Source organism: Actinobacillus genomosp. 2, assembly GCF_029773605.1.
Taxonomy (GTDB): Bacteria; Pseudomonadota; Gammaproteobacteria; order Enterobacterales; family Pasteurellaceae; genus Actinobacillus.
In genome coordinates, this window is sequence record NZ_CP103807.1 from 1,150,544 (window position 1) to 1,174,983 (window position 24,440).

Genomic DNA, 24,440 nt, shown 5'->3' on the forward strand with positions numbered 1-24,440 from the left:
TTATAAGGAATGAATTATGTTCGTAGAAATTTATGGTCGTATGACTTGCCCATACTGCACACGTGCGAAAGCATTAGCCGAAAAAATGAAAGGCGAATTAGCTGATTTCGATTTTAAATTTATTGATATGATCGCTGAAGGCATTTCAAAAGAAGATTTAGAACCACGTGTCGGTAAACCAGTTGCGACTGTGCCACAAATTTTCTTAGATAACGTCCACGTGGGTGGCTGTACTGATTTCCAAGCATTAGTAAAAGAAAAATTTGGTATTGAGGTTTAATTTCCCAATCTCATAAATATAGGCGACAGATGTCGCCTTTCTTTTTACGCTAACATTTTCTCAATCGGTAACACTAATACCGAACTTGCGCCCATTTCTTTCAGTTGTTCCATCGTTTCCCAAAACAGGTTTTCTTGGCTGACCACGTGCATAGCTACTCGTGCAGAATCATTGGCAAGCGGGAGAATAGTTGGATTTTCCACACCGGGTAAAAGAGCAGTAATTTCTTTGAGTTTATCTTTTGGTGCGTGCAACATAATGTATTTACTTTCTGCCGCTTGTTGTATTCCTTGAATACGGGTGAGTAAGCGATCGACTAATGCTTGTTTTTCGTCTAAAAGCGGTTCAGCACGTTGAATCAGGCAGGCTTTGGATTGATAAATCACTTCTACTTCTTTTAAGCCGTTTGCTTCCAAGGTTGCACCAGATGAAACCAAATCGCAAATCGCATCGGCTAAACCCGCAGAGGGTGCAACTTCGACGGAACCGTTAAGTAAGGTGCTTTTAAACGCTACGCCCTTTTCGTTCATATAGCGTTTGAGTAAGTTCGGATAGCTGGTGGCAATACGTGAATTAACGAAGTCTTGTACACCGTGATAAGTGCGGTCACGATCAATCGCTAACGACAAACGGCAACCGCCAAAATCCAAGGTGCGTAATTTTTTATATTCGATTTGCTCACCTCGGGCAAGACGACCAAGTTCCTCTTCTTCCAGTACATTTTCCCCAACCACACCAAGATCCACTACCCCCTCAAATACTAAACCCGGAATATCATCATCACGCACACGTAAAATTTCAATCGGCATATTTTCCGCATAAGCAATTAAACGCTGTTCGTTCCAGTTAATTTTTACCCCGCATTGTTTGAGTAATTCGTTGCAATCTTTGCTTAAACGCCCTTTCTTTTGTAGGGCAATACGTAAACGGTTTGTCGTTGTCATTTGTTAGTTCCTATGTTGTGTTTAAATTTCAGATATAAAAAAACCCCTCGGAAGTTGCCTTCCGAGGGGTTATGTATTTTGCTGCTGTATGCGATTGCGATTTATACGTACTCAGAAGATTTATATCTTCCGACCACACTCAAATGCCCGAAAGATATCAGGTTGAATGATGGTGATGATGAGTACGGATAAAGTTCATAATAAGATTCTCAATATAAAATTGCTTAAATTACTTTTTAAAATACGCTCAAAATTTATAGATTGCAAGCTGTTTTTTGCACAAATGTTTACTCATTTAGAATAAATTCGCAATCGTTTGCGTAAACGAGTATAATCCATCTCAGTTTTTCTTCTACAGGAATTTTTCACTATGCAAATTAGCCTCAAAAAAATTTACTCCGGTAAAGTACGTGATCTTTATGAAATTGATGATAAACGTATGTTAATGGTAGCCACCGACCGTTTATCCGCATTTGATGTGATCTTAGATGATCCGATTCCTCGTAAAGGCGAGATCCTCACTCAAATTTCTAATTTCTGGTTCCAAAAATTAGCCCATATTATGCCGAATCATTTTACCGGCGATTCTGTTTTTGATGTCTTACCGAAAGAAGAAGCGGAAGCGATCCAACATCGTGCCGTGGTTTGTAAACGCTTAACACCGGTAAAAATAGAATCGATTGTGCGTGGTTATTTAACCGGTTCAGGTTTAAAAGACTATAAGCAAACCGGCACGATTTGTGGCTTAAAATTACCAGAAGGTTTGGTAGAAGCAAGCAAATTGCCACAACCAATTTTCACCCCGTCAAGCAAAGCGGAAGTGGGCGATCACGATATTAATATTTCATATGAAGAATGTGAACGCCAAATCGGTGGGGAATTAGCGGCAAAAGTACGTGATGCAGCAATTGCACTTTATACTGAAGCAGCAGAATATGCTCTTACTAAAGGCATTATTATTTGCGATACCAAATTTGAATTCGGTTTAGATGAGAATGGTACACTAACGTTAATGGACGAGGTTTTAACCCCTGATTCAAGCCGTTTCTGGTCAGTAGAGACTTATCAAGAAGGTACGAATCCGCCGTCATTCGATAAGCAATTTGTGCGTGATTGGCTGGAAAACAGCGGTTGGAATAAACAAGCTCCGGCACCAAAAGTACCAGCGGACGTAATTGAAAAAACCGTGGCGAAATACCAAGAAGCGTTAGATTTATTAACCAAATAATTTTCGCTTTTCCCTAAAAGCAAGCGGTCGAATTCTGCAAAATTTTTGCAAATTCCGACCGCTTGTTGTTTACGAGTTACTTCACACTAATTACTTAGCGACAGGTTCAAGCGTTAATACTAAATCTTCGTTAATGACTTTAAATAATAAGTCGATATTCGGGTGTTTACCGGCATTTTGTTTTGCATCTTCCACGTGTTCGGCAAACCACTCAATGCCTTGCTGTGCTGCTGAAGCGGTTAATTTTCCGTCAAATTTTTCCGCTAAGGCGTTGTAAAGTTTAAGTGAACCCAATTTGCCTTCCACAGCTGGAATATGATGAATCACTTCCCCTTGTGCATTACGCACATTTAAACCGGCAAGATGATCAACCGCTGAAAAGGTGGCTAAATAGTCTTTAAATTGCATATTGTTTCCTTATGATTATGATAAAAAGAGCTGAGATTATCAGCTCTTTTGATAGGTTTTGCAAATTAGAATTTGTAGGTTAAGTTCGCTGTAACTTTACGTCCTTCTCCGTAATAACAATAGAAACTACAACTTGCTAAGTATTTCTTATTAAACAGATTATCCACATTAACTTGTGCCACCCAGTTTTTCGCAAATTCATATTTAGCCGATAAATCTGCAAGTGTGTAGTGACCTATTTTATAACCTTTATAGTATTGTTCATCAGTAGTTGAGCCTACATAGCGTATACCTGCACCAACAGTTAAACCATTTAGCACATTATCAGCAAAACGGTAATTTAATTTTGCCGCATAAGCATGTCGAGGAATCAGTGCCGAACGGATACTTTGCGAAACGGAGAGATCGGTTTTTGCTTTTGTATAGGTATAAGCGAATTGACCGGATAAGTTATCCGTAAATCCTAAATTTGCTTGAAGTTCTACGCCATGGCTTTTTTGTTTACCCGCTTGAACCGAAATATTGCTTGGATCTGCAATCAATGTATTCTTCTCCTCAAGATCAAACCATGCTAAAGAGAATGTGCCATTGATAAAACTTGGTAAATATTTAAAACCGACTTCGTACTGTTTGCCTTCAAATGGTTTATAAGCACGTCCATAGTCATCATTACCCGACACTGCTCGGAATGATTCCGAATAATTTGCGTAAGGTGCTAAACCATTATCAAATTGATACATTAAACCGGTTGAATAACTATTATGACTTACGTTGTAACCGGTGATTGCGCCATTTGATTCTGAATTTGCACGTACATCGTCATTGCGAGCAGACACATTCCATAACCAATTTTTATAACGTAATTGATTCTGTGCGTATAAACCTAGCTGAATAGTTTTGAGATTATAAGATTTCCCTATTGGGTTATAAGGTGTTTGTCCATAAATAGGGTTGAACATATTGATGGAATTAACCGTCTGACCGAACCCCTCATTGATCCCTTTGGTTTCTGAGTGTTGATAATCTACGCCAACTGTTGTTGTGTTATCAAATTCGCCTATGTTCCAATTCTTACTGATCCGATTATCAAATGTATGATTATTGGTATGACCGACTGTATAAGCATAGCCACGAGAAGCATTTGCGACTTGATCGGAACTCCATGCAAAAGTATTGTACTGATCAATATTCAGACGGCTAAAACGATAATTCTGAGTAAATTGCCAACCTTCTGAAAATTTATTCGTATACTCATACCCTAAAGAATATTGGCTACGATCCGTATAATCTTGGCTAGGCTCTCCCAAATTCACACCATGCGAAATTGTGCCGTTTGGAGTTGGAATTAATGACCCGTAAGCCGGTAAAAACGGATTAACCGGCACTCCGACATCTTTTTGTACACTCGCTAATAACGTTAATGCTGCCGTATTGGAAATATCCCAAGTTAGGCTAGGTGCAAAATAATAACTTTCTAACCATGTTCCATTTAACTGTCCATGGCGTTTATTATAATCTCCGACTACTCGATAACGTAGATTGTCCGCGAACTGGTTGCTCACATCAAAACTTACTCCACGCTCATCTTTATTACCGCCCGTCAGTTTTATTTCGCCTTTAGGTTCCTTGCTTGGTCGTTTACTGACTAAATTCACTAAACCGCCTGTTTCCACAGCACCATAAGTAAAAGAATCTGCACCTTTTACTACTTCAATACTTTCTAAACCGTAAGTATTTGGTAACCATACAAAGAAACCATTTTTCCCTAATGCGGTACCGTCTAACGTCATAGAAGCATCAAAACCACGAATCTTAAACCAATCCGTATCATTATCTCCACCATAAGGCTCTGTCACAATACCTGCTTCATAGCGTAAAGCCTGATCCACTTTTTGTGCATTTTCATCTGCAATTTGTGCATCATTAATCACATTAACCGATTTAGGTGTCATATATTCCACCTTACCTGCTTTAGAAACAGAGCCGACCACCGACACCTCATCCAATACAGCGGTTTCTTGCGCGATTGCCGGTGAGATAGCTAAGGCAACTGCCGAAGCGACTGTTGAATAGAAAAACGTTTTTTTCATTTTATTCACCCTAAAGTGTTGTTAAGAATTTTTTAAATTGTGAAGGTTAAACTCTTCTTAGCATTAATAAGAAATAAGTTCCACCCACTAATGTGGCGACTAAGCCTGCCGGAATTTCATACGGAAACAATAACTGCCTGCCGAGCCAGTCGGCAAGTGACATAATTAATCCGCCCAAACAAGCTGAAATCAAAATCTGTTGCGGAGCTTTTTTTACCCCTAAAAAACGTACCATTTGCGGCACCAGTAAACCGATAAAACTTAACGGCCCGATAACTAAAGTCGCTAGCGCAGTTAATAACGCACTAAATAAAATTAAACACCAGCGAGCTTGTTTGAGATTTAAGCCGAGCGATTGTGCCATCGGCGCTTGTAACGCCAATAAGGCGAGCCAGCGGCTAAAAATCAAACTGGCAAAAAGTAACGCAAAACTGACCGCTAGCAAGCCGATCGCCAATTCATTACTCACATTTTGAGTTGAACCGGATGTCCACGCAATCAGCTGATTAGCTCGAGGATCGCCGCTGGCAATCGCTAAACGCTGTAAGGTATCAAATAATGCCGATAAACTGATACCGGTCAGCAACACTTTTTCCGGCAACATACCGCTCCGCTGATTGATTGCAGTTAATACCAATAATGCAACACAAGCGCCGAGAATCCCTGCCAACCAAAACCATTCGGTTTGCTGTACACCAAACAGAAATAAAGCAGCTAAAATGCCCATCGAAGTGCCGGAAGACACCCCCAATAGTTCAGGACTCGCCATCGGGTTTAACGTTAAACGCTGTAAAATCACACCGGCGACCGATAATAAAATCCCGACCGATATCGCTACCATTAAGCGAGGCAAACGCAATGCGATCAACTCGCTTTGTTGCGTCCATTGCCAGCCATTGATACCTTTGCCAACAAATAACGCTAAGCAAATTGCCAAGGCTAGACCGCCCAGTATCAAAGCAAGAACAAGCGGTCTAAATTGACGAATTTTTTGCGAATCAGCCTCTTGTAAACGTCCGGTATGCGGTAATGCACTAAACATCAGCCAAAGCAACAATGGCGTACCGAATAAAGCCACTACCGCACCAGTCGGTAAATGAATACCGCTAAAAAAAGCAAAGAGTTGTAACAGCAAATCCGTATTCGCCAACAATAACGCCCCCAGCACAAAAGCGGCACATAGCTGATGACTAAAACGGCGAATATGCAGTTGGCGAACGATAGTTGCCGAAGCCAAGCCGATAAAACCCAACATACCGACTTTCGCCACCACAACCGCAATTAAAAATGCCGCAATCAATACGCCAATGACCCGCAATTTTGCGACCGGCACACCTAAGCTCTGCGCATTCGCATCATTTAATGCCAAAATGGTGAGCGGACGAATCAATAAACTAATAATCAAGATCGCAGGTATCGCTTGAGCAATCAGCAATAACGAATCCCGCCAACTTTCTTGCACTAAAGAACCGGCGCCCCATTGCGCCAACCCACGAGATTCTTCCGGATAAAACAACATCATTAGCGCAGAAAACGAACCGAAATACAGATTTACCACTAAGCCGGCAAGGATCAGCAATAACGGCGACATTGTTTTGCGCATCGCCAAACTCAATACTAAAATCAGGCTGAGCGCTGCACCGATTAATGCAACCATACTTGAGCCGTATTTCAGCCAATCCGGTAAAAAAATCGCCGTTAAAAATAGGGCGAATTGCGCTCCGCTACTAATACCCAGCGTGTTATCCGATGCCAACGGATTCGCCATTACTTGCTGTAATAATAAGCTCGCTAAACCTAAAATGCCTCCAGCCAACAATGCCATCACAATTCGAGGCAAGCTATAGCTTTGAATCAGCAATAGTTCCAAATTCTCACTTGGCAAAAAGAGCGAAACGAATCCGCTTCCGCCCGGCAGTTGTAGCATTAATACGGTCAACAGTAGTCCGATAAATAGCAAGCCTAATCCGCTGAACAATAATTTGCTTGCGTTTACCATTGCTCGCCTCCGTTCAGCAATCCGTTAGCAAAAATTTCGGCAAAGCGTTGAGCAGAAGGAATACCGCCGAATGTCCACACCGCCGGTAAAATTAACGGATCTTTTGCCATGGCTAAATGTTGCCACAAGGTGTTATAACGCAAGGCGGAGCCAATATTTTTCGGGTACGGTTTTACCACTACTAAGCGGCTATTTTCTGCCAGTCTAGCTAATTGAGTAACATCAATCGTTTCAAAGCCCCACGCATTTTGTGAACCGTTCCACGCATTGCGAAAGCCGAGTTGTGATAACACCGCACCAAACGGGCTGTTTGCGGCATAAATGCGTAAATGGCGTGTATCAATAAACTGTACCAAGGCAATCGGTCGCTCCAAGTAAGGCTGAACAAGCGGTCGAATTTCACTAATTTTTTGCCAATAGCTTGTCATTAATGCTTCAAATTCCTCTCGTTTATCCGCAATAAATGCCACTTTACGGCTGGCATTCACAATATTTTTCCAAGCATCGCCTTCCGTATAAAAATCGACCAATGTCACAGAGGAAAACGGCTCGAGTGCTGCGGTGGCTTGGGCGTAAAAACTGCTATTGATAAAATGCAAATCATGATCGCCCTGTTTTAAAGTAAGAATCTGTTCTGGATTCGGTTGCATTCGTACCCCGAGATCTAAGGTGTCATTCGGTAATACCGGTTTACTGACCCATTGCTGATAACTTTTTACATCACCGACCGCCACCGGTTTCTCGCCTAAAGCGATTAATGTTTCGGCAACTGTCCAATCCAAAGTCGCAAAAGATTTTGCCTTTACCCCATAAGACATTGCAAAAAAAAGTGTAAAAATGACCGCTAATGTTTTAACCACGGAGAAACACGAAAGCTCGCGGAAAATACGACATATACTTTCCGTGCTTTTCTGTGTGTTCTGTGGTAAAAAAATAAGTCGTTTCATTAATAAAAACTCACCGGTCGTTTGGTTTCCGGGTGTTCGATCACATTCAGATCAATGCCGTAAATTTGTTTTAATTTTGGGCTATTTACAATCTCAAATACATCACCTTGCGCTAATAATTTGCCGCTATGTAATGCTACAAGCTGATCACAATAACGTGCTGCCAAATTAATATCGTGAATCACAATAATCACACCTAAATTCAGCTCGTGTGCTAATTTTTTGACTAATTCCATCACTTCTACTTGATGTGCGATGTCTAAGGCGGCAAGCGGTTCATCCAACAACAAAAATTTGCTTTGTTGTGCCAATAACATAGCCAACCAAATGCGAGAACGCTCACCGCCGGAAAGCGTATCTACCAGCTGCTCGGCAAACTGTTCTGTGTGGGTTAGCGCTAAGGCTCGTTCGATGGCTTCATGATCTTTTTGTTTATTGGAACCGAATAAGCCGTTCCACGCATAACGCCCCATGGCGATAAGCTCTCTGGCGGTCAGATTGGTCGCTTGCGGAAGATGTTGAGGAAGATAAGCGACTTGTTTGGCAAAATCTCGTGATGACCAACAGCTCAGTTCTTGCTGCTTAAACAGAATTCTGCCACCGGATAACGCATTTTGTTTCGCCAATAATTTAATTAAGGTAGATTTACCTGAGCCATTGTGTCCAATTAACCCATACACTTTACCCTGCTCAAATCGTAAAGAAATTGGCTGAAGTAAGGTACGAGAAGGGATAGCAAAAGTCGCATTTTCGATTAAAAACACAATAGCTCCGAATAAATAAAAGGAAGCCATTCTAATTAAAAATTATTAGCATTTAAATCAGTTTCTCACATTCGTTTTGACTTTTTTCAAGATCTCATCAATTTCTATCCATAAGTGGGCAAATTTATAAAATTTTTGACAATTTTAACGTCAACTTATAGCAAGTAATTCAAGTTATCTATATAATGCACCGCTTTTAAAATATACATATTTTTATTTACTCACGACTCGAGGTTTTTAATGTCAAATCATAACGCTTTAACTGCGAATCCGGGCCCATTAGGTTTATGTGGCTTTGCCTTAACAACTTGGTTACTTAGCTTAATCAACAACGGTACATTCGGTGGCGAAAATGTAGGCTTAGTGCTTGCAATGGGCTTTGCTTTTGGTGGTACGGCACAAATGATCGCTGGTATGTTTGAATTTTCAAAAGGTAACACCTTTGGTTTCACCGCATTCACTAGTTACGGTGCTTTCTGGTGGTCATTCGCATTATTCAAAGTCTTTTTCGCTGAAGGCGTAACTGCACCATTTATCGGATGGTACTTAGTCGCTTGGGGAACATTCACATTAATGATGTTCATCGGCACATTAGCCAAAGCACGTGCATTACAAGCAATCTTCTTAGCATTAACCATCACCTTCTACTTATTAGCAGCAGGCGATTTCACCGGTGATCACTCACTTACTCATATCGGTGGTAACTTCGGTTTATTAACAGCCTTATTAGCGTTCTACTTAGCGGCGGCAGAAATCATCAATGAAAGTTTCGGTCGTACGGTATTACCAATCGGTGCGCCGAAATAAGCTAATTTCTGATTTCGTAAGGACGCTTTAGCGTCCTTATTTTTTTGCGTTCAATTATATACTCTCCTTTATTTTTGCGATCTTATTCACATTTTTAACATTTAATTAACAATTTATTCATAAAAACATTGCCGGATTAAATTTAAGAGGCGTATTATGGTTGGCAACAGCTATTTATTTCCCCATAAATCTAGGAGTAATGAGATGAAAGATCTTAATGTTTTTGATAAAAATTACGGCTTATTAATCAATGGCGAATGGACTCAAGGTAGCAGTAACGATTTACTTCCTTCTTATAATCCGGCAAACGGCGAAGTGTTAGCGCATTTTGTCGATGCAACCGATGCGGATGTGGATGCAGCGGTAAAAGCGGCACAAGAAGCATTTAAATCTTGGCGTAAAACAACGGTAGCGGAACGTGCGGCGATTTTAAATAAAATTGCCGATGTGATTGACGAAAACAGCGAATTATTTGCATTACAAGAAACCTTAGATAATGGTAAACCGATTCGTGAAACCAGAGCGGCGGATATTCCGTTAGCAGCCGATCACTTCCGTTATTTTGCCAGTGCCATTCGTGCCGGCGAAGGCAGCTTAAATCAAATCAACCAAGAAGAACTTTCGCTCGTACTGCGTGAGCCAATCGGCGTAGTTGGGCAAATTATTCCGTGGAATTTCCCATTTCTAATGGCGGCGTGGAAAATCGCACCGGCTCTTGCTGCCGGCTGTACTGTAGTCATTCACCCCTCCAGCACCACTTCGTTAAGCCTGTTATCTTTTGCACAAAAAATTAATCATTTACTGCCGAAAGGTGTATTAAATGTAATTACTGGTAAAGGCTCGAAATCGGGCGAATATATGCTTAAACACAAAGGCTTTAATAAATTGGCATTTACCGGTTCAACCGAAGTGGGTCGTCATATTGCGATTTCTGCGGCGGAATTACTCATTCCGGCAACCTTAGAATTAGGCGGTAAATCGGCTAATATTTTCTTTGACGATATGCCGTTTGACAAAGCATTAGAGGGCGCACAAAAAGGTATTCTATTCAATCAAGGGCAAGTTTGTTGTGCCGGTTCACGCATTTTCGTACAAGAAGGCATTTATGATAAATTTATCGCTGCCCTAGCCGAAGAATTTAAGAAAGTCAAAGTTGGTTTACCATGGGAAGACGACACACAAATGGGGGCGCAGGTCAATGCCGGACAACTTAACACCATTTTGAAATATGTGAAAATCGGTGAAGAAGAAGGCTGTCGTATTATTACCGGCGGTAGAAAAGTCTTAGCTGATAACCTTGCCAATGGCGAATTTGTCGAACCGACGTTAATTGAATCGAAAGATAATAATAGCCGTATCGCTCAAGAAGAAATCTTCGGACCGGTAGCAACCGTGATTAAATTTAAAACTGAAGAAGACGTTATCCGTATGGCGAACGATTCGGAATACGGCTTAGGCGGTGGTGTTTGGACCAAAGACATCAATCGTGCGTTACGTGTTGCACAAGCGATTGAAACCGGTCGTGTTTGGGTAAATTGTTATAATATCTTGCCGGCAGGCGCACCGTTCGGTGGCTATAAATCTTCCGGTATCGGGCGTGAAACTCACCAAATGATGTTAGATGCTTATACGCAAGTGAAAAATATCTATATCAGTACCCGTGAAGAACGTGAAGGTATGTACTAATTTTTCATTATAATCTCCAAAATCAGCGGTCTAATTTCCCAGCTTTTTTGCAAAATTTAGCGGAAATTAGACCGCTTTTATATCATTTTAGTATAAAAAAATGCCTTTTGTTCTTTACTCCATTGCTCAGAAAAGGTAATCTCTCGCCACTTTTTATTTTGCGATTTAATTTAAAATCCTACTTGGAGAAGCCGTTATGAAATTAACAACTTTAACGAAAGTAAGTGCAGGTGTATTAGTCGCACTTGCCCTAACTGCTTGTGACGATAAAAACACTGAAACTAAAACCGCAGTAAAACCGGCTGCCGAAAAAACTTTTGTGAACTGTGTTAGCCGTTCACCACAACATTTAAGCCCGGCATTAGCAATGGACGGAATTTCTTACAATGCAAGTTCTCAGCAAGTTTATAACCGTTTAGTTGAATTTAAACGCGGTTCAACTGAGATTGAACCAGCATTAGCCGAATCTTGGGATATTTCCGAAGACGGTTTAACTTACACCTTCCATTTACGTAAAGGGGTAAAATTCCATTCAAACAAAGAATTTACTCCAAGCCGTGATTTCAATGCGGATGATGTAGTATTTTCATTTAACCGTCAGTTAGACCCAAATCATCCTTACCATACGGTATCAAAAGCGACTTATCCGTACTTTAAAGCGATGAAATTCCCAACTTTATTAAAATCGGTAGAGAAAGTGGATGATCATACGGTGAAATTTACCTTAACCAAACGTGATGCGACCTTCGTTTCAAGTTTAGGGATGGACTTCACTTCGATCTATTCTGCGGAATATGCAGATGCGATGTTAAAAGCCGGTAAACCGGAAACTATAGATACGACACCGATTGGTACTGGTCCATTTGCCTTTACCGGTTACGTATTAGATCAAGCAAGCCGTTATGTGGCACATAAAGATTATTGGAAAGGTAAAGCTGATTTTGACCGCTTAATTTTTGAAATTGTGCCGGATGCAACTGCTCGTTATGCAAAATTACAAGCAGGTCAATGCGACTTAATCGACTTCCCGAATGCAACCGATATTGAAAAAATGAAAACCGATCCGAAAGTACAATTACTTTCGCAACCGGGTTTAAATATCGCTTATGTGGCATTTAATACCGAAAAAGCACCGTTTAATAATGTCAAAGTACGCCAAGCGTTAAATCTTGCAGTTGATAAAAAAGCAATTATTGATGTCGTTTACCAAGGTGCCGGTATTGCAGCTAAAAATCCATTACCACCAACTATTTGGGGATACAACGACAGCTTACCAGAATCAGAATTTAATATTGAAAAAGCGAAACAACTTTTAGCGGAAGCTGGCTATCCGAATGGTTTTGAAACCGAACTTTGGGTACAGCCAGTAGTGCGTGCCTCAAATCCGAACCCACGCCGTATGTCTGAAATTATTCAGGCAGACTGGGAGAAAATCGGAGTAAAAGCAAAATTAGTCACTTATGAATGGGGCGATTATATTAAACGCTCAAAAGCAGGCGAATTAACTGCTGGTACTTATGGTTGGTCGGGTGATAACGGTGATCCGGATAACTTCTTATCGCCATTATTCGGTTCATCAAACGTTGGCAACAGTAACTATGCTCGCTTTAACATCCCTGAGTTAGATGCGTTATTAGACAAAGCACTCGGTTTATCGGATAAAGCAGAACGTACAAAACTCTACGAACAGGCACAAGTATTGTTAAGAGAACAAGCACCGTGGATTAACGTGGCACACTCGATTAACTTTGCACCGACTAGTAAACGTGTACAAGACTACAAACAAAGTCCGTTCGGTTATACTTATCTGTACGGTACAAAATTAGCTGACTAAAAGGCTTTAGACTGATTTAGTTAAATCAACAAAAAATGGTGGGATTTCCCACCATTTTTTTATCTCTGCCACCTTATGGCGATAACCTTTCCTTATGCCATACACCTTCCACAAGGCGATAACAAATGCGATCGTGCAAACGACTTGGTCTGCCTTGCCAAAATTCAATACGTTCCGGTAACACGATATAACCGCCCCAATGTGGTGGGCGAGGCACTTGTAACGGGTATTTCGCTGCAATCAATGTCGCTTTTGCTACTAATTCACTTTTACTCGCAAGCACTTGACTCTGATGACTCGCCCAAGCACCAACTCGGCTGGTATAAGGTCGGCTGGCAAAATAGCGATCCGATTCCTCAGCGGAAATTTTTTCAATCCGTCCTTCAATCCGTACCGAACGTTCTAACTCCGCCCAGAAAAAAGTTAATGCCACATAAGGATTTTGCTCAATCGCTTGCCCTTTACGACTTTGATAGTTAGTAAAAAACACAAAGCCATTTGGATTCACTTCTTTTAATAACACAATACGGCTGGTCGGTTTGCCATCAAGAACGGTGGCAACATTCATCGCCGTTGGCTCATTCGCTTTAGCGGTAATCGCTTCCTGTAACCATTGTTCGAATTGCTGAATCGGATCCGCATGACAATGAGCTTGGGACAGCTCTTGTTTACTATAATCTTCTCGAATGTTGTGTAGATCCATGTTTTTCCTCTACAAACTAGAAAACAAAAGCGGTCGAATTTCCACAAAATTTTGCAAAAATTCAACCGCTTGTATTACGCAGATTTTGCCACTTCTGAAGCCGGTTTACGACGTTTACCAATATTTTTGGTATCTTTATGACGCACTTTTACCTTGGCTTTTGCTGCTTCTTTTTTCGCTTCTTTGCGTTTTTTAATGCGTGCTTTTTCTTTTTTGGTCGTAGTATTCAACTCGCCATCTTTCGGTGCTTTGGTACGCGGCTCTAAACCTTCAATCACCCTCGCTTTTAACAACTCTTCAGTATAGCGTTTGATTTTGCCTAACAGTTTGTAATCATGCGCTTCAACCAACGAAATCGCCGATCCTTTTTTACCAGCACGAGCGGTACGACCGATACGGTGCAAATAGGTATCTGCACTGTACGGTAAGTCGAAGTTAATCACATAATCGACATCATCAATATCAATACCACGCGCGGCAACATCCGTCGCTACCAACACATTCACTACACCGTCTTTCAAACGAGTGATCGCTTGGTTACGCTGAGTTTGTGCCATATCGCCTTCTAAATAAGTCGAACGTAAGCCACGTTTACGTAACGTATCGCTTAACTCACGCACATCTTCACGGCGGCGAACAAAGACAATCGCTTTTTCCATTTCCATCGTAGTAATTAAACGAGCAAGCAATTTAGTTTTGTGTTCTAAGTTATCCGCATGGTAATACCATTGTTGGATTTTTTTACGCTCACGGCGGCTTGGTTCCGCATCAATTTTTAACGGGTTATCCAAAATGCGATCTGTAAAATCCACTAATAGCTCACCTTCCAACGTTGCTGAGAATAACCACGTATGTTTACGCCAACGGGTTTCCGCTGCAATTTTTTCCGCATCTTGACCAAAGCCCATTTGTAACATACGGTCCGCTTCATCAAAGATCAAAATCTCTACCGCACGGCAGTCAAAATTTTCTTCTTTGATATATTGCATTAAACGTCCCGGTGTCGCGACCACAATATCTTGGTTGCTGTTAAACACTTCACCGTGGTTTTGATACGCCACACCGCCGGTAATCGTCGCAATACTAAGTTTGGTAAATTCGGCAAAAGCCTGAGCTTCTTCCGCCACTTGCATCGCAAGTTCACGAGTCGGCGTTAAAATTAAAATACGAGGTGCACCCGGTTTACGGCGTGGGTAATCCAATAAATGTTGAATCGCTGGCAATAAAAATGCAGCGGTTTTGCCGGTGCCAGTTGGTGCCGAGCCAAGTAAGTCACGTCCGTCCAGCGCATGCGGAATGGTTTCCGCTTGTACGGCGGTCGGGCGTTTGTAGCCTTTTTTATTGAGAGCTTTTAACAGTTGAGGGGATAAATCTAATTCCTCAAAGGTCATTAATGGGGTTTCAGTGGTCATTATGTTTAATGTTCCTAATTATTTATAAATACAATGCCATCACAACGGCATTTTCTCTTGTGCCACTCGGTGTCGGATAATAATTTTTACGAATAGTGACTTCATTAAAACCGAGTGCATCATATAATTTTTGTGCGGCGAGATTGGATTCTCGCACTTCCAGCCAAAGCGTTAAGATACCTTGTTCACGCAGTCTTTCAATTAAGGCGGATAATAAACGTTTGCCGTAACCTTTTGCTTGAAAACTCGGATCAACAGCGATATTAAATAAAGTGGCTTCGTCCAATACAGTTTGGCAAATGGCAAAAGCCACGATTTGATTTTGTTCGGTCAGCTTAAGATTTAAGTATTTATCGCCTTGATTATTGAGTAACGTGCCTTTGCTCCAAGGTACAAGATGAGCGGCTTGTTCAATTTCAAACAAGCGGTCAAAATCCGATTCATTCACTACTTCAATCATGATTATCCTCAAAATGCTGACAAAATGCCGCCATTAGTCGCCAAAGTTGGCGTTTAGTTGCAACATTAGTTAAATCTTGCCACGAGCTATGTTGCCAAGCGGTCTGATTTGCAAATTTTTTTGCAATTTCAACCGCTTGCGGTTTCGTTTGGATTAGCCAAAAAATGGGATGATGTTCAAAAGCTAAACGCTGGGCTTGTTCCGCATCCAACCATTGATATTGGTTAGGCTGCAACTGCAAAGTGCGTAAAATGTCCGAAAACAGACCGCTAGTTTGATGATTCTCGTCGCAGACTACAACTAGTTTCACCGCTTTATCCAAGCGAATTTGCGCATCGCCCTTTAATACTTGCGGTTTCGTCAGCACCCATTGAGGAATATTCATCTCATTTAATAGCAAATCTCGCCGATTCATCTCATACCTCGCAAAAACAAGTAGGGAATAGTATCAAAAGTCGGTAAAATGCGGAAATGTTTTTATGATTAAGCCCCGTAATATACGGAAATAAAAGGATATTTATGCTCTCCCTTGAAAGTGAAGTGTTAAACCGTCATTTGCCTTTATTTGCCAATAAATCGATTTTACTTTTTGGTGATGTTCGAGATCGCTTTGCCGATCAAATAAAAGCGAATGCGAAAAGTGTAGTCGTTTTTAGCAGTTATTTCGATTATGCTCGCCAATATACCGATGTGAACTTCGGCTTAGATTGCGAAATTAAAGCCGAATTAGCCGTCTTTTACTGGGCTAAAAACAAACAGGAATGCCAATATCAATTACTACAATGGCTTTCACAAGCCGCTGTAGGACAAGAAATGTTGATTATCGGTGAAAACCGTGCCGGTGTGCGTTCAGTAGAAAAATTACTTGAGCCTTACGGTAATATCGCCAAAATTGATTCGGCTCGCCGTTGTGGGTTATATCATTTTGAGTTGCAAAGCGTACCAGAATTTGATGGTAAAAAATTTTGGAAATCTTACCGCTTGCACGATCTCAATATCTTCGCTTTACCGGCGGTATTCAGTTCGGCAGAGTTAGACGGCGGTACGCAATTATTATTATCTACTTTTAATAAGACAGACCGTTTGAAAGGCAAAGTATTGGATCTTGGCTGTGGCGCCGGTGTGATTGGGGCAAGCTTAAAACAGCAATTTGAAAAGATTAAATTAACTATGTCCGATATTCATGCGATGGCACTTGAATCATCTCGTCGTACATTGGCAGAAAATGCTTTGGAAGGAACTGTAGTGGCAAGCGATGTGTTTTCGCATATTGAGGAACGTTTTGATTTGATCGTATCAAACCCGCCGTTTCACGATGGGATTGATACCGCTTATCGTGCAGTAGAAGATCTAATTGATCAAGCAAAACAGCATTTAAATCGTGGCGGAGAGCTACGTATTGTCGCGAATGCTTTCTTACCTTATCCAAATCTACTGGATCAGGCGTTCGGCTCGCATAAAATGATTGCAAAATCGAATAAATTTAAAGTGTATTCAGCAATCGCAAGATAACCTACAAATTACCTTAAACAAGACGGTAAAATATTTACTTACCGTCTTTCTTTTTTAAGTCCTTGCTAAGGTCCAAACCTGAATTTCTTGAACTCCCTTTTTCAATAATTCCGCACAAATCGTATTAAGCGTTGAACCTGTGGTAACAACATCATCAATAATCGCAACTCGCCGATAATTTTTAATTGGCTGATAAGAAAATGCTCCCTTTAAATTACGACGGCGTTCTGTCGCAGACAATTCTCGTTGTGCTTGAGTTGATTTTGTACGAATTAAACTCCGAGTATCCAATGGTACTCCAAGCCATTTAGCCAAATAATTTGCAAGCAACTCGCTTTGATTAAAGCCTCTTTGCCAATAACGTTGCCAATGTAGCGGAACAGGCATAAGTACCTCAGGTAATATTAATTGATGTTCACGGCGAGCATTTTTAACAGCCAGTAAAAGTAAGCGGGCAAGTGGACGATCCAACCAATATTTTCCTTGAAACTTAAAGTGATGGATCCATTCTGCCAACGGTGCTTTATAACGTGAAACCAATACCATTCGTTGCCATTTAGGCTCATTACGTAAACACTCGCCACAATATAAATGAGACTCAGCCAATAATGCTCCGCAACAGCCGCAATATGGCACTTGTTCCAACTGACGATAACAACGGCTACAAATGCCTTGTGTGGCAATCCGTAACATCCGTTCACATTCAATACAACGAAAACAGCAAATATTCATTCTTCCCTCCAGATATATAGCTCTTTGTATCAAATTTCTGTTGGAAAAATGCGAGAATTTTTGCGATACGGATCGGAAAAACGTACAATTCCATGTTAAAAATAGGGAGAGAAACTATGAATAAACCACAGCAACCAATTAAGATCGTCTTTTTTGATATTGATGAAACACTTTATATCAAACAAAAAGCATTAATTCCTGAATCAATTAAAAAAGAAGTGCTACCTCGTTTAAAAGAAAAAGGCATTATGACGGCGATTGCAACCGGGAGAAATTTCGGTAGTTTACCAAAAGCCTTAAAACCTCTCATTGACGATCACTACTTTGAATTATTCGTCACCGTTAACGGACAATATAATTTCTATCAAGATCAGCTTATTAGTGAATATGCACTAACTGCTTCGCAAATTGCAAGATGTATCGAAAAACTGACCGCTCTCGGCATTGTTTATGCTTTTGTGACCAAGGATGAGATCGCTGTTTCACAAGATAATGATATTGTGCGTGAAGCACTCAATCCGATTAAGCCCGATTATATTGTTGATCCAACATATTACTTACATCACACCGCCGTACAATTGTTAGCTTTCTACCCTGAATCGCAAGATCAAGAAGTCATTGATAGCGGTATTTTCAGTGATGAATTAAAAGTCTGTCGTTGGCATCCAATGGGTGTTGATATTCTTAGAAAAGAAAATTCAAAAGCACGCGGTATAGAAGATGTAATTAAACACTTCGGTTTAAATATTGAAAATACAATGGCATTCGGTGACGGCTTTAATGATATGGAAATGTTTGATATGGTTGGTTTTAGTGTCGCAATGGGTAATGCGGAAAACGAACTGAAAGAACGAGCGGATTATGTTACTAAACATATTGAAGAAGACGGTATTCTTTATGCTTTAGAACAACTTGATATTATTTAATTTACTAAAAGGCTGTCTCTTCTGATCTGACAGCCTTTTTATTTTTATGTTTTTATAAAAATCATCCTCATATATAATGATATTATCTTTACATAATTTACCATTTTTTGAAAATATGAGATTAAAATCATTCTTTACATTTCTATTACTTAACTATCCCCTTTCCTCATTTGCTGAAGTGGAAAATACCCCACAAAAAATTTCCGAACGCTTAGATGATCTACGTACTCAAACCGAAGTCACTACGCCACGCCATATCAATAAGACGATTGAACAACCGAAAATTGCGGTACCTCAAAGAGAAAGTAAACAAATATCAATGACAAAAGAGGCATTAATCCAACGACCGGACTTACTTTCTAATGCACTAAATTTGGCATTATTACAAGGCAATACGGATACAGTCGAATTTCTCTTCCCACTATATCAAAAAATGCCGAAACGTTATCAAGACGGTGGTTTTATTAAATGGTCAGAGGCTATTTTAGCTCGTCATTACGGTGATTACACAAAAGCTATTCAACATTATCGTGAAATCCTAGCAACCTATCCGGAGGCAACCGCTGCTCGCTTACAGCTAGCTATCGCCCTATTTGAAAATAATCAATACGAGGCTTCCGAAGACCAATTCCAAAAAGTTCGTTCTGATAATATTCCAAATGAAATAAAAGCATTAACCGATAAATATCTTTCTGCGATGAGTTATAGAGATCGTTGGAATTTTTCCGGCGGTATCACTTATCTTAACGATCCGAATATCAATAATGCACCAAAAGACGGTACAAGTTACGGCAACTGGACAGCACCAAAATCAGAATCAGCTCAAGGATTCGGATTTAATTTTAATATTGGTAAAAAATGGTCGTGGGGAAACGGCTTCTATAATGAATTACGCCTAGATACAAATGGAAAATATTATTGGAACAATAAAAAATATAATGAAGCGAATACTCGAGGCAGTTTCGGCTTGGGTTATCAAACTGCTCGTTTCAATAGCGCATTATTACCCTTTATGGAACAAACTTGGTATGCGGGTGGTTCTCAAAGTAGCGAATCAATCAAACGCTTTTCCAAATCCGGTGGAATAACCCTTGAAACAAGTTATTGGATATCTCCTAAGTGGCAATGGAATAACAATTACGAATACGCAGAAAATCGCTATATCGATCGTTTACATCTCAACGGTAATTATCATTTTATCGCAAGCGGATTAACCTACTTAGCTAATGCAAACCAATATTGGTTCGGTAATATAAATTACAATCGTACCGCAACACGAGATAAAGACGATAGCTATATACGCCGAGGGCTAAATTTAGGCTGGGGGCAAGAATGGAATTTAGGACTTTCAACTCGCTTATCACTCAGTTATGCACAAAAAAATTATAAAGCGCCTATGCCTATTTTCGGCATTACCCAACGCAATAAAGAATATGGTGTTACCGCAAGTATTTGGCATCGTGCTATCCATTATTGGGGAATTACACCACGTTTAACTTATAGCTTCACCAAAATAAAAAGTAACCATACTTTTTACAGCTATGACAAACATCGCATCTTTATTGAGTTTAGTAAACGTTTCTAATTTAATGACAATTATGCACTAAAAAAGACCGCTTGTAGGCTATACAAGCGGTCTTTTTTATTTGAAAAGATACATAGAAATTATAAATCTAAGTAAATAATTAACATTAAACGAAAAGAAAAAATAGGCATAAAGTATAATATATATGTTTTTGTTCTAAAAAATTTCCTGAGGAAAAAGTTTATATGAAATTTACGAAAAACCGTATCGCACTAGCTATTTTATTCGGAATACCTACGGTTTCTGTCGTGATGCCCACCATAGCGGTGGCTCAATCTCGATTTGATGTTACGGATCAAAATCAATTTCAACAGGCATTAAATGCTGCAAAAATTAATCAAACACTCACAGTTATTTCATTGTTAAATGACATTGTGATCTCAACTTATAACACAGCGGCAAATGATAAAAGAGCTTTACCGTTAGAAATGGGGGAATGTCACGATTGAAGGCAATGCTCGTTCATTAACCGTTCGTGCTGCACCAATTTCTTTAACCGGTAATGTGGTAATGAATAATCTTAAATTAATTTTACCGCCTGCTACCGGGGAAATTAATCTTGATGTCACCGCCAAAAGTCAGGAAGAAGTGACACAATTTATTTATCAAAACGGCAAAGATCTCACGCTCAATAATGTTGATACCCAAATCAACCAAAATGCAAAGAGTCTTGCGACAATTGTAATGGGTAACGGCACAGACACATCCGGTGAAGGTAATGGTACATTAACCTTAAGCGGTGTTGTTGGGAAACCACATTTTACTAAAGTAAAAGAAGTGATTGCAGGTAATACGAATAATAAGGAAAAAACTACCACATCAACAATCAATATTGAAGAAAATGCCGATGTTAGCACTATTACTTTTGGTAAAGAAGCGAATCCAGTGAGTGGCTCTGTTGTTGTTAATAGTGATAATAATACTGTTGACGTATTCCAAGGCGGAAGTGCAACAAATACCACAGTTAATCTCAAAAAGGCTAATGAGGCAACAATTAAAGACATCAAAAATGTTACGGTTGAAAGCAAGAAAGCGATTTCAGCGAATCTGATTAGCAATGTAGACACCCTCATATTAAAAAGTGGTGCTGTCGTAACAACAACGGCTGCAACAACACCTCTTACGATCAATAAAATTGTTTCAGAGGGCAATAATGAAGTGAGAATTTCACCAAACAATGAAATTCAGCTCACCGAGGGCGTGACTGATAATAATCTGAAAGTATCCCTTACTGGAGCCGGCATTATTAACAAGCCGTATGTAACTATTTTGGACGATAAGTCGGACAATGTTACGGTTGCCGATACTAACAACAGTACATTTGAATTTAAAGATAAAGCCTTTAAGTTAATTGATACTCAACAAACGACAGACATTACCGTACCAGTTATTCGATTCGAGAAAGATACAAATAATGATGGAATCTTAACCACTAACGAAGAAGCGTCAAATACGACAAATATCACGATTTCTTTTGATGAGCCTGATCAGCTTTACGGTGATGAAACAATTGAAGTTGTGATCATTCGAAATGGTAAACAAGAAACGCTCCCAGTAACATTAGGGGATAATGATTACCATAACCCAATCATCATACCAATTTCAATAAATGAAAAAGAAGCGGTAGAGATTTTTGCCGTTACTAAGGATCCGAAAAACGTAAGATCGCCGAAATCATCAACACTTACTATAAATGCGAAGAATATTACTCCACTTACTCCGGTAGAACAGAGAAATGGAAGTTCTGTAACCGCCGAAGCTAAACCGGAAATCGCTATTGTTCAGAAAAATGGAAGTGGCGTAACTACTGAGACTAAACCGGAAATTGCTATTGAACAGAAAAACGGAAGTGGCGTAACTGCTGAAGCTAAACCGGAAATCACTGTTGAACAGCAAAACGGAAGTGGCGTAACTGCTGAAGCTAAACCGGCTATTACTATTATTGAACAGCAAAATGGAAGTTCTGTTACCACCGAAGCTAAACCGGCTATTACTATTGAACAGCAAAACGGAAGTGGCGTAACTGCTGAAGCTAAACCGGAAATTACGATTGAACAGAAAAACGGAAGTTCTGTAACCACCGAAGCTAAACCGGCTATTACTATTGAACAGCAAAACGGAAGTGGCGTAACTGCTGAAGCTAAACCGGAGATTACGATTGAACAGAAAAACGGAAGTTCTGTAACCACCGAAGCTAAACCAGAAATCACGGTTGAACAGAAAAACGGAAGTTCTGTAACCGCCGAAGCTAAACCAGAGATCACGGTTGAACAGAAAAACGGAAGTTCTGTAACCGCCGAAGCTAAACCGGAAATCACTCAGGAAAAGCAAACTGGAAGTTCTGTAACCGCCGAAGCTAAACCGGAAATCACGGTTGAAAAGCAAAACGGAAGTTCTATTACCACCGAAACTAAACCGGCTATTACTATTATTGAACAACAAAATGGAAGTGGCGTAACTGCTGAATCTAAACCGGAAATCACGGTTGAAAAGCAAACTGGAAGTTCTGTAACCGCCGAAGCTAAACCGGAAATCACGCTGGAAAAGCAAACTGGAAGTTCTATTACCACCGAAACTAAACCGGCTATTACTATTATTGAACAACAAAACGGAAGTTCTGTAACCGCCGAAGCTAAACCGGAAATCACGGTGGAAAAGCAAACTGGAAGTTCTGTAACCGCCGAAGCTAAACCAGAGATCACGGTTGAACAGAAAAACGGAAGTTCTGTAACCGCCGAAGCTAAACCGGAGATCATGGTTGAACAGAAAAACGGAAGTTCTATTACCACCGAAACTAAACCGGCTATTACTATTATTGAACAACAAAATGGAAGTGGCGTAACTGCTGAAGCTAAACCAGAGATCACGGTTGAACAGAAAAACGGAAGTTCTGTAACAGCCGAAGCTAAACCAGAGATCACGGTTGAACAGAAAAACGGAAGTTCTGTAACCGCCGAAGCTAAACCGGAGATCATGGTTGAAAAGCAAAACGGAAGTTCTATTACCACCGAATCTAAACCGGAAATCGCTATTGAGCAAAAAAACGGTAGTAGTGTAACTATTGAGGCTAAACCAGAAATCACTATTGAGCAAAAAAATGGAGATAGTGTAATCACTCAGGAGAAAGCAAATGCTGAAACACCGGTTGTGCAAGCAAAAGGAACTGGGGTAACCACAGAAGAAAAACCGGCTATAGAAATTCAAATTGAACCGGATAATAGTAAGAATTTAGTCTTATTAGAAAGTCAACGTGTTGCAAATATTCCATTATCAAATCTTGCAACACAGACAGACGATATAGCAACAGTTGGTATCGATTTAGCTCAAGCCGTGATTGAAAAATTCCCTGAAAACGGTAATAACTATCGTATTTGGTCGAAAAATACTTTGGCAAATAGCAAACACTATGCAAATTTCCATAAAGGCTACGAAAGTGATAGTTTCCGCACTCAATTAGGAATCAGCGGCTTAATCAATGAACGTACTCAAGTGGGTTGGCTCCTAAACGATATGCGTAGCGATAACGATTTTGCCGATAATACGAAAAGTAAAAATAAATTCTTAATGAGTTCTATTTTTATGAAATATCAAACGCTAACCGGAAACTTTGCTGCGATTGACGTTGGATTAGGCCATATTAAAAACGAGCTTAAAACAAATGGCGAAGAAATTAACGTACGCCGTAATATATGGCAAGCAGGATTAACATTCGGTAAAGAGCTTGAATGGAAGCAAATTGAAATCACGCCTAAAGCAGGTATCCGTTATAGCCGTTTAGAATCAGCAAATTACCAGATTAACGGTAATCAAATACAAGAGGAAGCGGTCGGATTTGTTAGTTATCTTGCAGGATTAGATGCAGGTTATCGTTTTAACCTATCTCAAGATTATAGTTTAAAACCTTTTATTTCCGTAGAACATTGGTGGAATAAAGGTAACAGTGATGTAAAAGTAAATGGTTATAACTTTAATTTTAATGCAAGTAACCAATACCACTATCTCGGTGGTCTTGAATTTGCCTATAAAAACTTAAAACTTAAAGCATCGGCAGGGATTGCTAATGGTTCACAAATGGCGAAGCAAAATCTAGCAAGATTACATTTAAGCTATGATTTCTAGCCAA

Annotated in this window: 21 protein-coding genes and 1 other annotated feature; of the genes, 10 read left to right on the forward strand and 11 right to left on the reverse strand. The window is 40.0% G+C overall.

Annotated features, from left to right (window positions below; translation table 11 throughout):
- The first annotated feature begins 16 nt into the window (after positions 1-16).
- On the forward strand, positions 17-280 hold the full coding sequence (locus NYR60_RS05625; RefSeq protein WP_005595677.1) for a GrxA family glutaredoxin: 264 nt from the start codon (positions 17-19) through the stop codon (positions 278-280).
- Positions 281-324: 44 nt separating this feature from the next.
- On the opposite strand, the gene hisG is transcribed toward NYR60_RS05625, so the two are convergent.
- Complete coding sequence (hisG, locus tag NYR60_RS05630; RefSeq protein WP_279466019.1) at positions 325-1,224, reverse strand: ATP phosphoribosyltransferase; 900 nt, start codon at positions 1,222-1,224, stop codon at positions 325-327.
- Between the two features lie 35 nt (positions 1,225-1,259).
- Positions 1,260-1,403 (reverse strand) — a sequence feature (His leader region).
- 191 nt (positions 1,404-1,594) lie between these two features.
- Here hisG and NYR60_RS05635 point away from each other — a divergent pair.
- Positions 1,595-2,452 (forward strand): phosphoribosylaminoimidazolesuccinocarboxamide synthase, encoded by an 858-nt coding sequence (locus tag NYR60_RS05635; protein ID WP_279466021.1) that lies wholly within the window; start codon positions 1,595-1,597, stop codon positions 2,450-2,452.
- A 90-nt stretch (positions 2,453-2,542) separates the two neighbouring features.
- On the opposite strand, the gene NYR60_RS05640 is transcribed toward NYR60_RS05635, so the two are convergent.
- From NYR60_RS05640 to NYR60_RS05660, 5 genes are all read right to left on the reverse strand, one after another.
- Complete coding sequence (locus NYR60_RS05640) at positions 2,543-2,860, reverse strand: DUF2322 family protein (protein ID WP_279466023.1); 318 nt, start codon at positions 2,858-2,860, stop codon at positions 2,543-2,545.
- A 65-nt stretch (positions 2,861-2,925) separates the two neighbouring features.
- Positions 2,926-4,950, reverse strand: coding sequence for a TonB-dependent siderophore receptor (locus tag NYR60_RS05645; RefSeq protein ID WP_279466024.1), 2,025 nt, complete (start codon positions 4,948-4,950; stop codon positions 2,926-2,928).
- A gap of 46 nt (positions 4,951-4,996) precedes the next feature.
- The gene (gene fhuB, locus NYR60_RS05650; protein WP_279466027.1) at positions 4,997-6,949 is read right to left on the reverse strand and encodes a Fe(3+)-hydroxamate ABC transporter permease FhuB; all 1,953 of its coding nucleotides are present in this window, start codon (positions 6,947-6,949) and stop codon (positions 4,997-4,999) included.
- Entirely contained in the window at positions 6,943-7,896 is a 954-nt protein-coding gene (locus tag NYR60_RS05655) for an iron-siderophore ABC transporter substrate-binding protein (protein ID WP_279466029.1), read from the reverse strand. Before NYR60_RS05655 ends, fhuB begins: the two co-directional genes overlap by 7 nt.
- Entirely contained in the window at positions 7,896-8,660 is a 765-nt protein-coding gene (locus tag NYR60_RS05660) for an ABC transporter ATP-binding protein (protein WP_279466031.1), read from the reverse strand. The genes NYR60_RS05655 and NYR60_RS05660 overlap by 1 nt, the downstream gene beginning before the upstream one ends.
- 240 nt (positions 8,661-8,900) lie before the next feature.
- On the opposite strand from NYR60_RS05660, the gene NYR60_RS05665 reads away from it, so the two are divergent.
- The 3 genes from NYR60_RS05665 (at position 8,901) to NYR60_RS05675 (ending at position 12,987) form a co-directional block, all read left to right on the forward strand.
- On the forward strand, positions 8,901-9,467 hold the full coding sequence (locus NYR60_RS05665; protein ID WP_279466033.1) for an acetate uptake transporter: 567 nt from the start codon (positions 8,901-8,903) through the stop codon (positions 9,465-9,467).
- A 204-nt stretch (positions 9,468-9,671) separates the two neighbouring features.
- Positions 9,672-11,153 carry an aldehyde dehydrogenase family protein gene (locus NYR60_RS05670; protein ID WP_279466034.1) on the forward strand — a complete coding sequence of 494 codons (1,482 nt, stop codon included), beginning with the start codon at positions 9,672-9,674 and terminating at the stop codon, positions 11,151-11,153.
- 196 nt (positions 11,154-11,349) lie between these two features.
- Entirely contained in the window at positions 11,350-12,987 is a 1,638-nt protein-coding gene (locus tag NYR60_RS05675; protein ID WP_279466035.1) for an ABC transporter substrate-binding protein, read from the forward strand.
- 73 nt (positions 12,988-13,060) lie between these two features.
- Here the strand turns inward: NYR60_RS05675 and pdxH are convergent, their stop codons facing one another.
- The 4 genes from pdxH to NYR60_RS05695 all read right to left on the reverse strand — a co-directional run bounded on the left by pdxH (position 13,061) and on the right by NYR60_RS05695 (position 15,977).
- Positions 13,061-13,690 carry a pyridoxamine 5'-phosphate oxidase gene (gene pdxH, locus NYR60_RS05680; RefSeq protein WP_279466036.1) on the reverse strand — a complete coding sequence of 210 codons (630 nt, stop codon included), beginning with the start codon at positions 13,688-13,690 and terminating at the stop codon, positions 13,061-13,063.
- Positions 13,691-13,764: 74 nt separating this feature from the next.
- On the reverse strand, positions 13,765-15,102 hold the full coding sequence (gene srmB, locus NYR60_RS05685) for an ATP-dependent RNA helicase SrmB (protein ID WP_279466037.1): 1,338 nt from the start codon (positions 15,100-15,102) through the stop codon (positions 13,765-13,767).
- A 22-nt stretch (positions 15,103-15,124) separates the two neighbouring features.
- The gene (rimI, locus tag NYR60_RS05690) at positions 15,125-15,562 is read right to left on the reverse strand and encodes a ribosomal protein S18-alanine N-acetyltransferase (protein ID WP_279466038.1); all 438 of its coding nucleotides are present in this window, start codon (positions 15,560-15,562) and stop codon (positions 15,125-15,127) included.
- Positions 15,555-15,977 (reverse strand): DNA polymerase III subunit psi, encoded by a 423-nt coding sequence (locus NYR60_RS05695; protein WP_279466039.1) that lies wholly within the window; start codon positions 15,975-15,977, stop codon positions 15,555-15,557. Before NYR60_RS05695 ends, rimI begins: the two co-directional genes overlap by 8 nt.
- A 104-nt stretch (positions 15,978-16,081) precedes the next feature.
- Here NYR60_RS05695 and rsmC point away from each other — a divergent pair, with 104 nt between their 5' ends.
- Positions 16,082-17,074 (forward strand): 16S rRNA (guanine(1207)-N(2))-methyltransferase RsmC, encoded by a 993-nt coding sequence (gene rsmC, locus NYR60_RS05700; protein ID WP_279466040.1) that lies wholly within the window; start codon positions 16,082-16,084, stop codon positions 17,072-17,074.
- 54 nt (positions 17,075-17,128) lie between these two features.
- On the opposite strand, the gene NYR60_RS05705 is transcribed toward rsmC, so the two are convergent.
- Positions 17,129-17,806 (reverse strand): phosphoribosyltransferase family protein, encoded by a 678-nt coding sequence (locus tag NYR60_RS05705; RefSeq protein WP_279466041.1) that lies wholly within the window; start codon positions 17,804-17,806, stop codon positions 17,129-17,131.
- 116 nt (positions 17,807-17,922) lie between these two features.
- Between NYR60_RS05705 and NYR60_RS05710 the strand changes: the two genes are divergently transcribed.
- From NYR60_RS05710 to NYR60_RS05725, 4 genes are all read left to right on the forward strand, one after another.
- Positions 17,923-18,732 (forward strand): Cof-type HAD-IIB family hydrolase, encoded by an 810-nt coding sequence (locus NYR60_RS05710; RefSeq protein ID WP_279466043.1) that lies wholly within the window; start codon positions 17,923-17,925, stop codon positions 18,730-18,732.
- 115 nt (positions 18,733-18,847) lie between these two features.
- Complete coding sequence (locus NYR60_RS05715) at positions 18,848-20,317, forward strand: porin family protein (protein ID WP_279466045.1); 1,470 nt, start codon at positions 18,848-18,850, stop codon at positions 20,315-20,317.
- A gap of 185 nt (positions 20,318-20,502) precedes the next feature.
- Positions 20,503-20,766 carry a hypothetical protein gene (locus NYR60_RS05720; protein WP_279466047.1) on the forward strand — a complete coding sequence of 88 codons (264 nt, stop codon included), beginning with the start codon at positions 20,503-20,505 and terminating at the stop codon, positions 20,764-20,766.
- A 61-nt stretch (positions 20,767-20,827) separates the two neighbouring features.
- Positions 20,828-24,436 (forward strand): autotransporter domain-containing protein, encoded by a 3,609-nt coding sequence (locus tag NYR60_RS05725; protein WP_279466049.1) that lies wholly within the window; start codon positions 20,828-20,830, stop codon positions 24,434-24,436.
- Positions 24,437-24,440: the final 4 nt, after the last annotated feature.

Excerpts from the sequence above, each read along its gene's own strand:
- rsmC (WP_279466040.1), top strand. The coding sequence starts at position 16,082 with ATGCTCTCCCTTGAAAGTGAAGTGTTAAACCGTCATTTGCCTTTATTT.
- hisG (WP_279466019.1), bottom strand. The coding sequence starts at position 1,224 with ATGACAACGACAAACCGTTTACGTATTGCCCTACAAAAGAAAGGGCGT.
- NYR60_RS05710 (WP_279466043.1), top strand. The coding sequence starts at position 17,923 with ATGAATAAACCACAGCAACCAATTAAGATCGTCTTTTTTGATATTGAT.
- NYR60_RS05720 (WP_279466047.1), top strand. The coding sequence starts at position 20,503 with ATGAAATTTACGAAAAACCGTATCGCACTAGCTATTTTATTCGGAATA.
- NYR60_RS05705 (WP_279466041.1), bottom strand. The coding sequence starts at position 17,806 with ATGAATATTTGCTGTTTTCGTTGTATTGAATGTGAACGGATGTTACGG.
- NYR60_RS05655 (WP_279466029.1), bottom strand. The coding sequence starts at position 7,896 with ATGAAACGACTTATTTTTTTACCACAGAACACACAGAAAAGCACGGAA.
- fhuB (WP_279466027.1), bottom strand. The coding sequence starts at position 6,949 with ATGGTAAACGCAAGCAAATTATTGTTCAGCGGATTAGGCTTGCTATTT.
- pdxH (WP_279466036.1), bottom strand. The coding sequence starts at position 13,690 with ATGGATCTACACAACATTCGAGAAGATTATAGTAAACAAGAGCTGTCC.
- NYR60_RS05640 (WP_279466023.1), bottom strand. The coding sequence starts at position 2,860 with ATGCAATTTAAAGACTATTTAGCCACCTTTTCAGCGGTTGATCATCTT.
- NYR60_RS05725 (WP_279466049.1), top strand. The coding sequence starts at position 20,828 with ATGAATAATCTTAAATTAATTTTACCGCCTGCTACCGGGGAAATTAAT.
- NYR60_RS05625 (WP_005595677.1), top strand. The coding sequence starts at position 17 with ATGTTCGTAGAAATTTATGGTCGTATGACTTGCCCATACTGCACACGT.
- NYR60_RS05665 (WP_279466033.1), top strand. The coding sequence starts at position 8,901 with ATGTCAAATCATAACGCTTTAACTGCGAATCCGGGCCCATTAGGTTTA.
- rimI (WP_279466038.1), bottom strand. The coding sequence starts at position 15,562 with ATGATTGAAGTAGTGAATGAATCGGATTTTGACCGCTTGTTTGAAATT.
- NYR60_RS05675 (WP_279466035.1), top strand. The coding sequence starts at position 11,350 with ATGAAATTAACAACTTTAACGAAAGTAAGTGCAGGTGTATTAGTCGCA.
- NYR60_RS05715 (WP_279466045.1), top strand. The coding sequence starts at position 18,848 with ATGAGATTAAAATCATTCTTTACATTTCTATTACTTAACTATCCCCTT.
- NYR60_RS05635 (WP_279466021.1), top strand. The coding sequence starts at position 1,595 with ATGCAAATTAGCCTCAAAAAAATTTACTCCGGTAAAGTACGTGATCTT.
- NYR60_RS05695 (WP_279466039.1), bottom strand. The coding sequence starts at position 15,977 with ATGAATCGGCGAGATTTGCTATTAAATGAGATGAATATTCCTCAATGG.
- srmB (WP_279466037.1), bottom strand. The coding sequence starts at position 15,102 with ATGACCACTGAAACCCCATTAATGACCTTTGAGGAATTAGATTTATCC.
- NYR60_RS05670 (WP_279466034.1), top strand. The coding sequence starts at position 9,672 with ATGAAAGATCTTAATGTTTTTGATAAAAATTACGGCTTATTAATCAAT.
- NYR60_RS05645 (WP_279466024.1), bottom strand. The coding sequence starts at position 4,950 with ATGAAAAAAACGTTTTTCTATTCAACAGTCGCTTCGGCAGTTGCCTTA.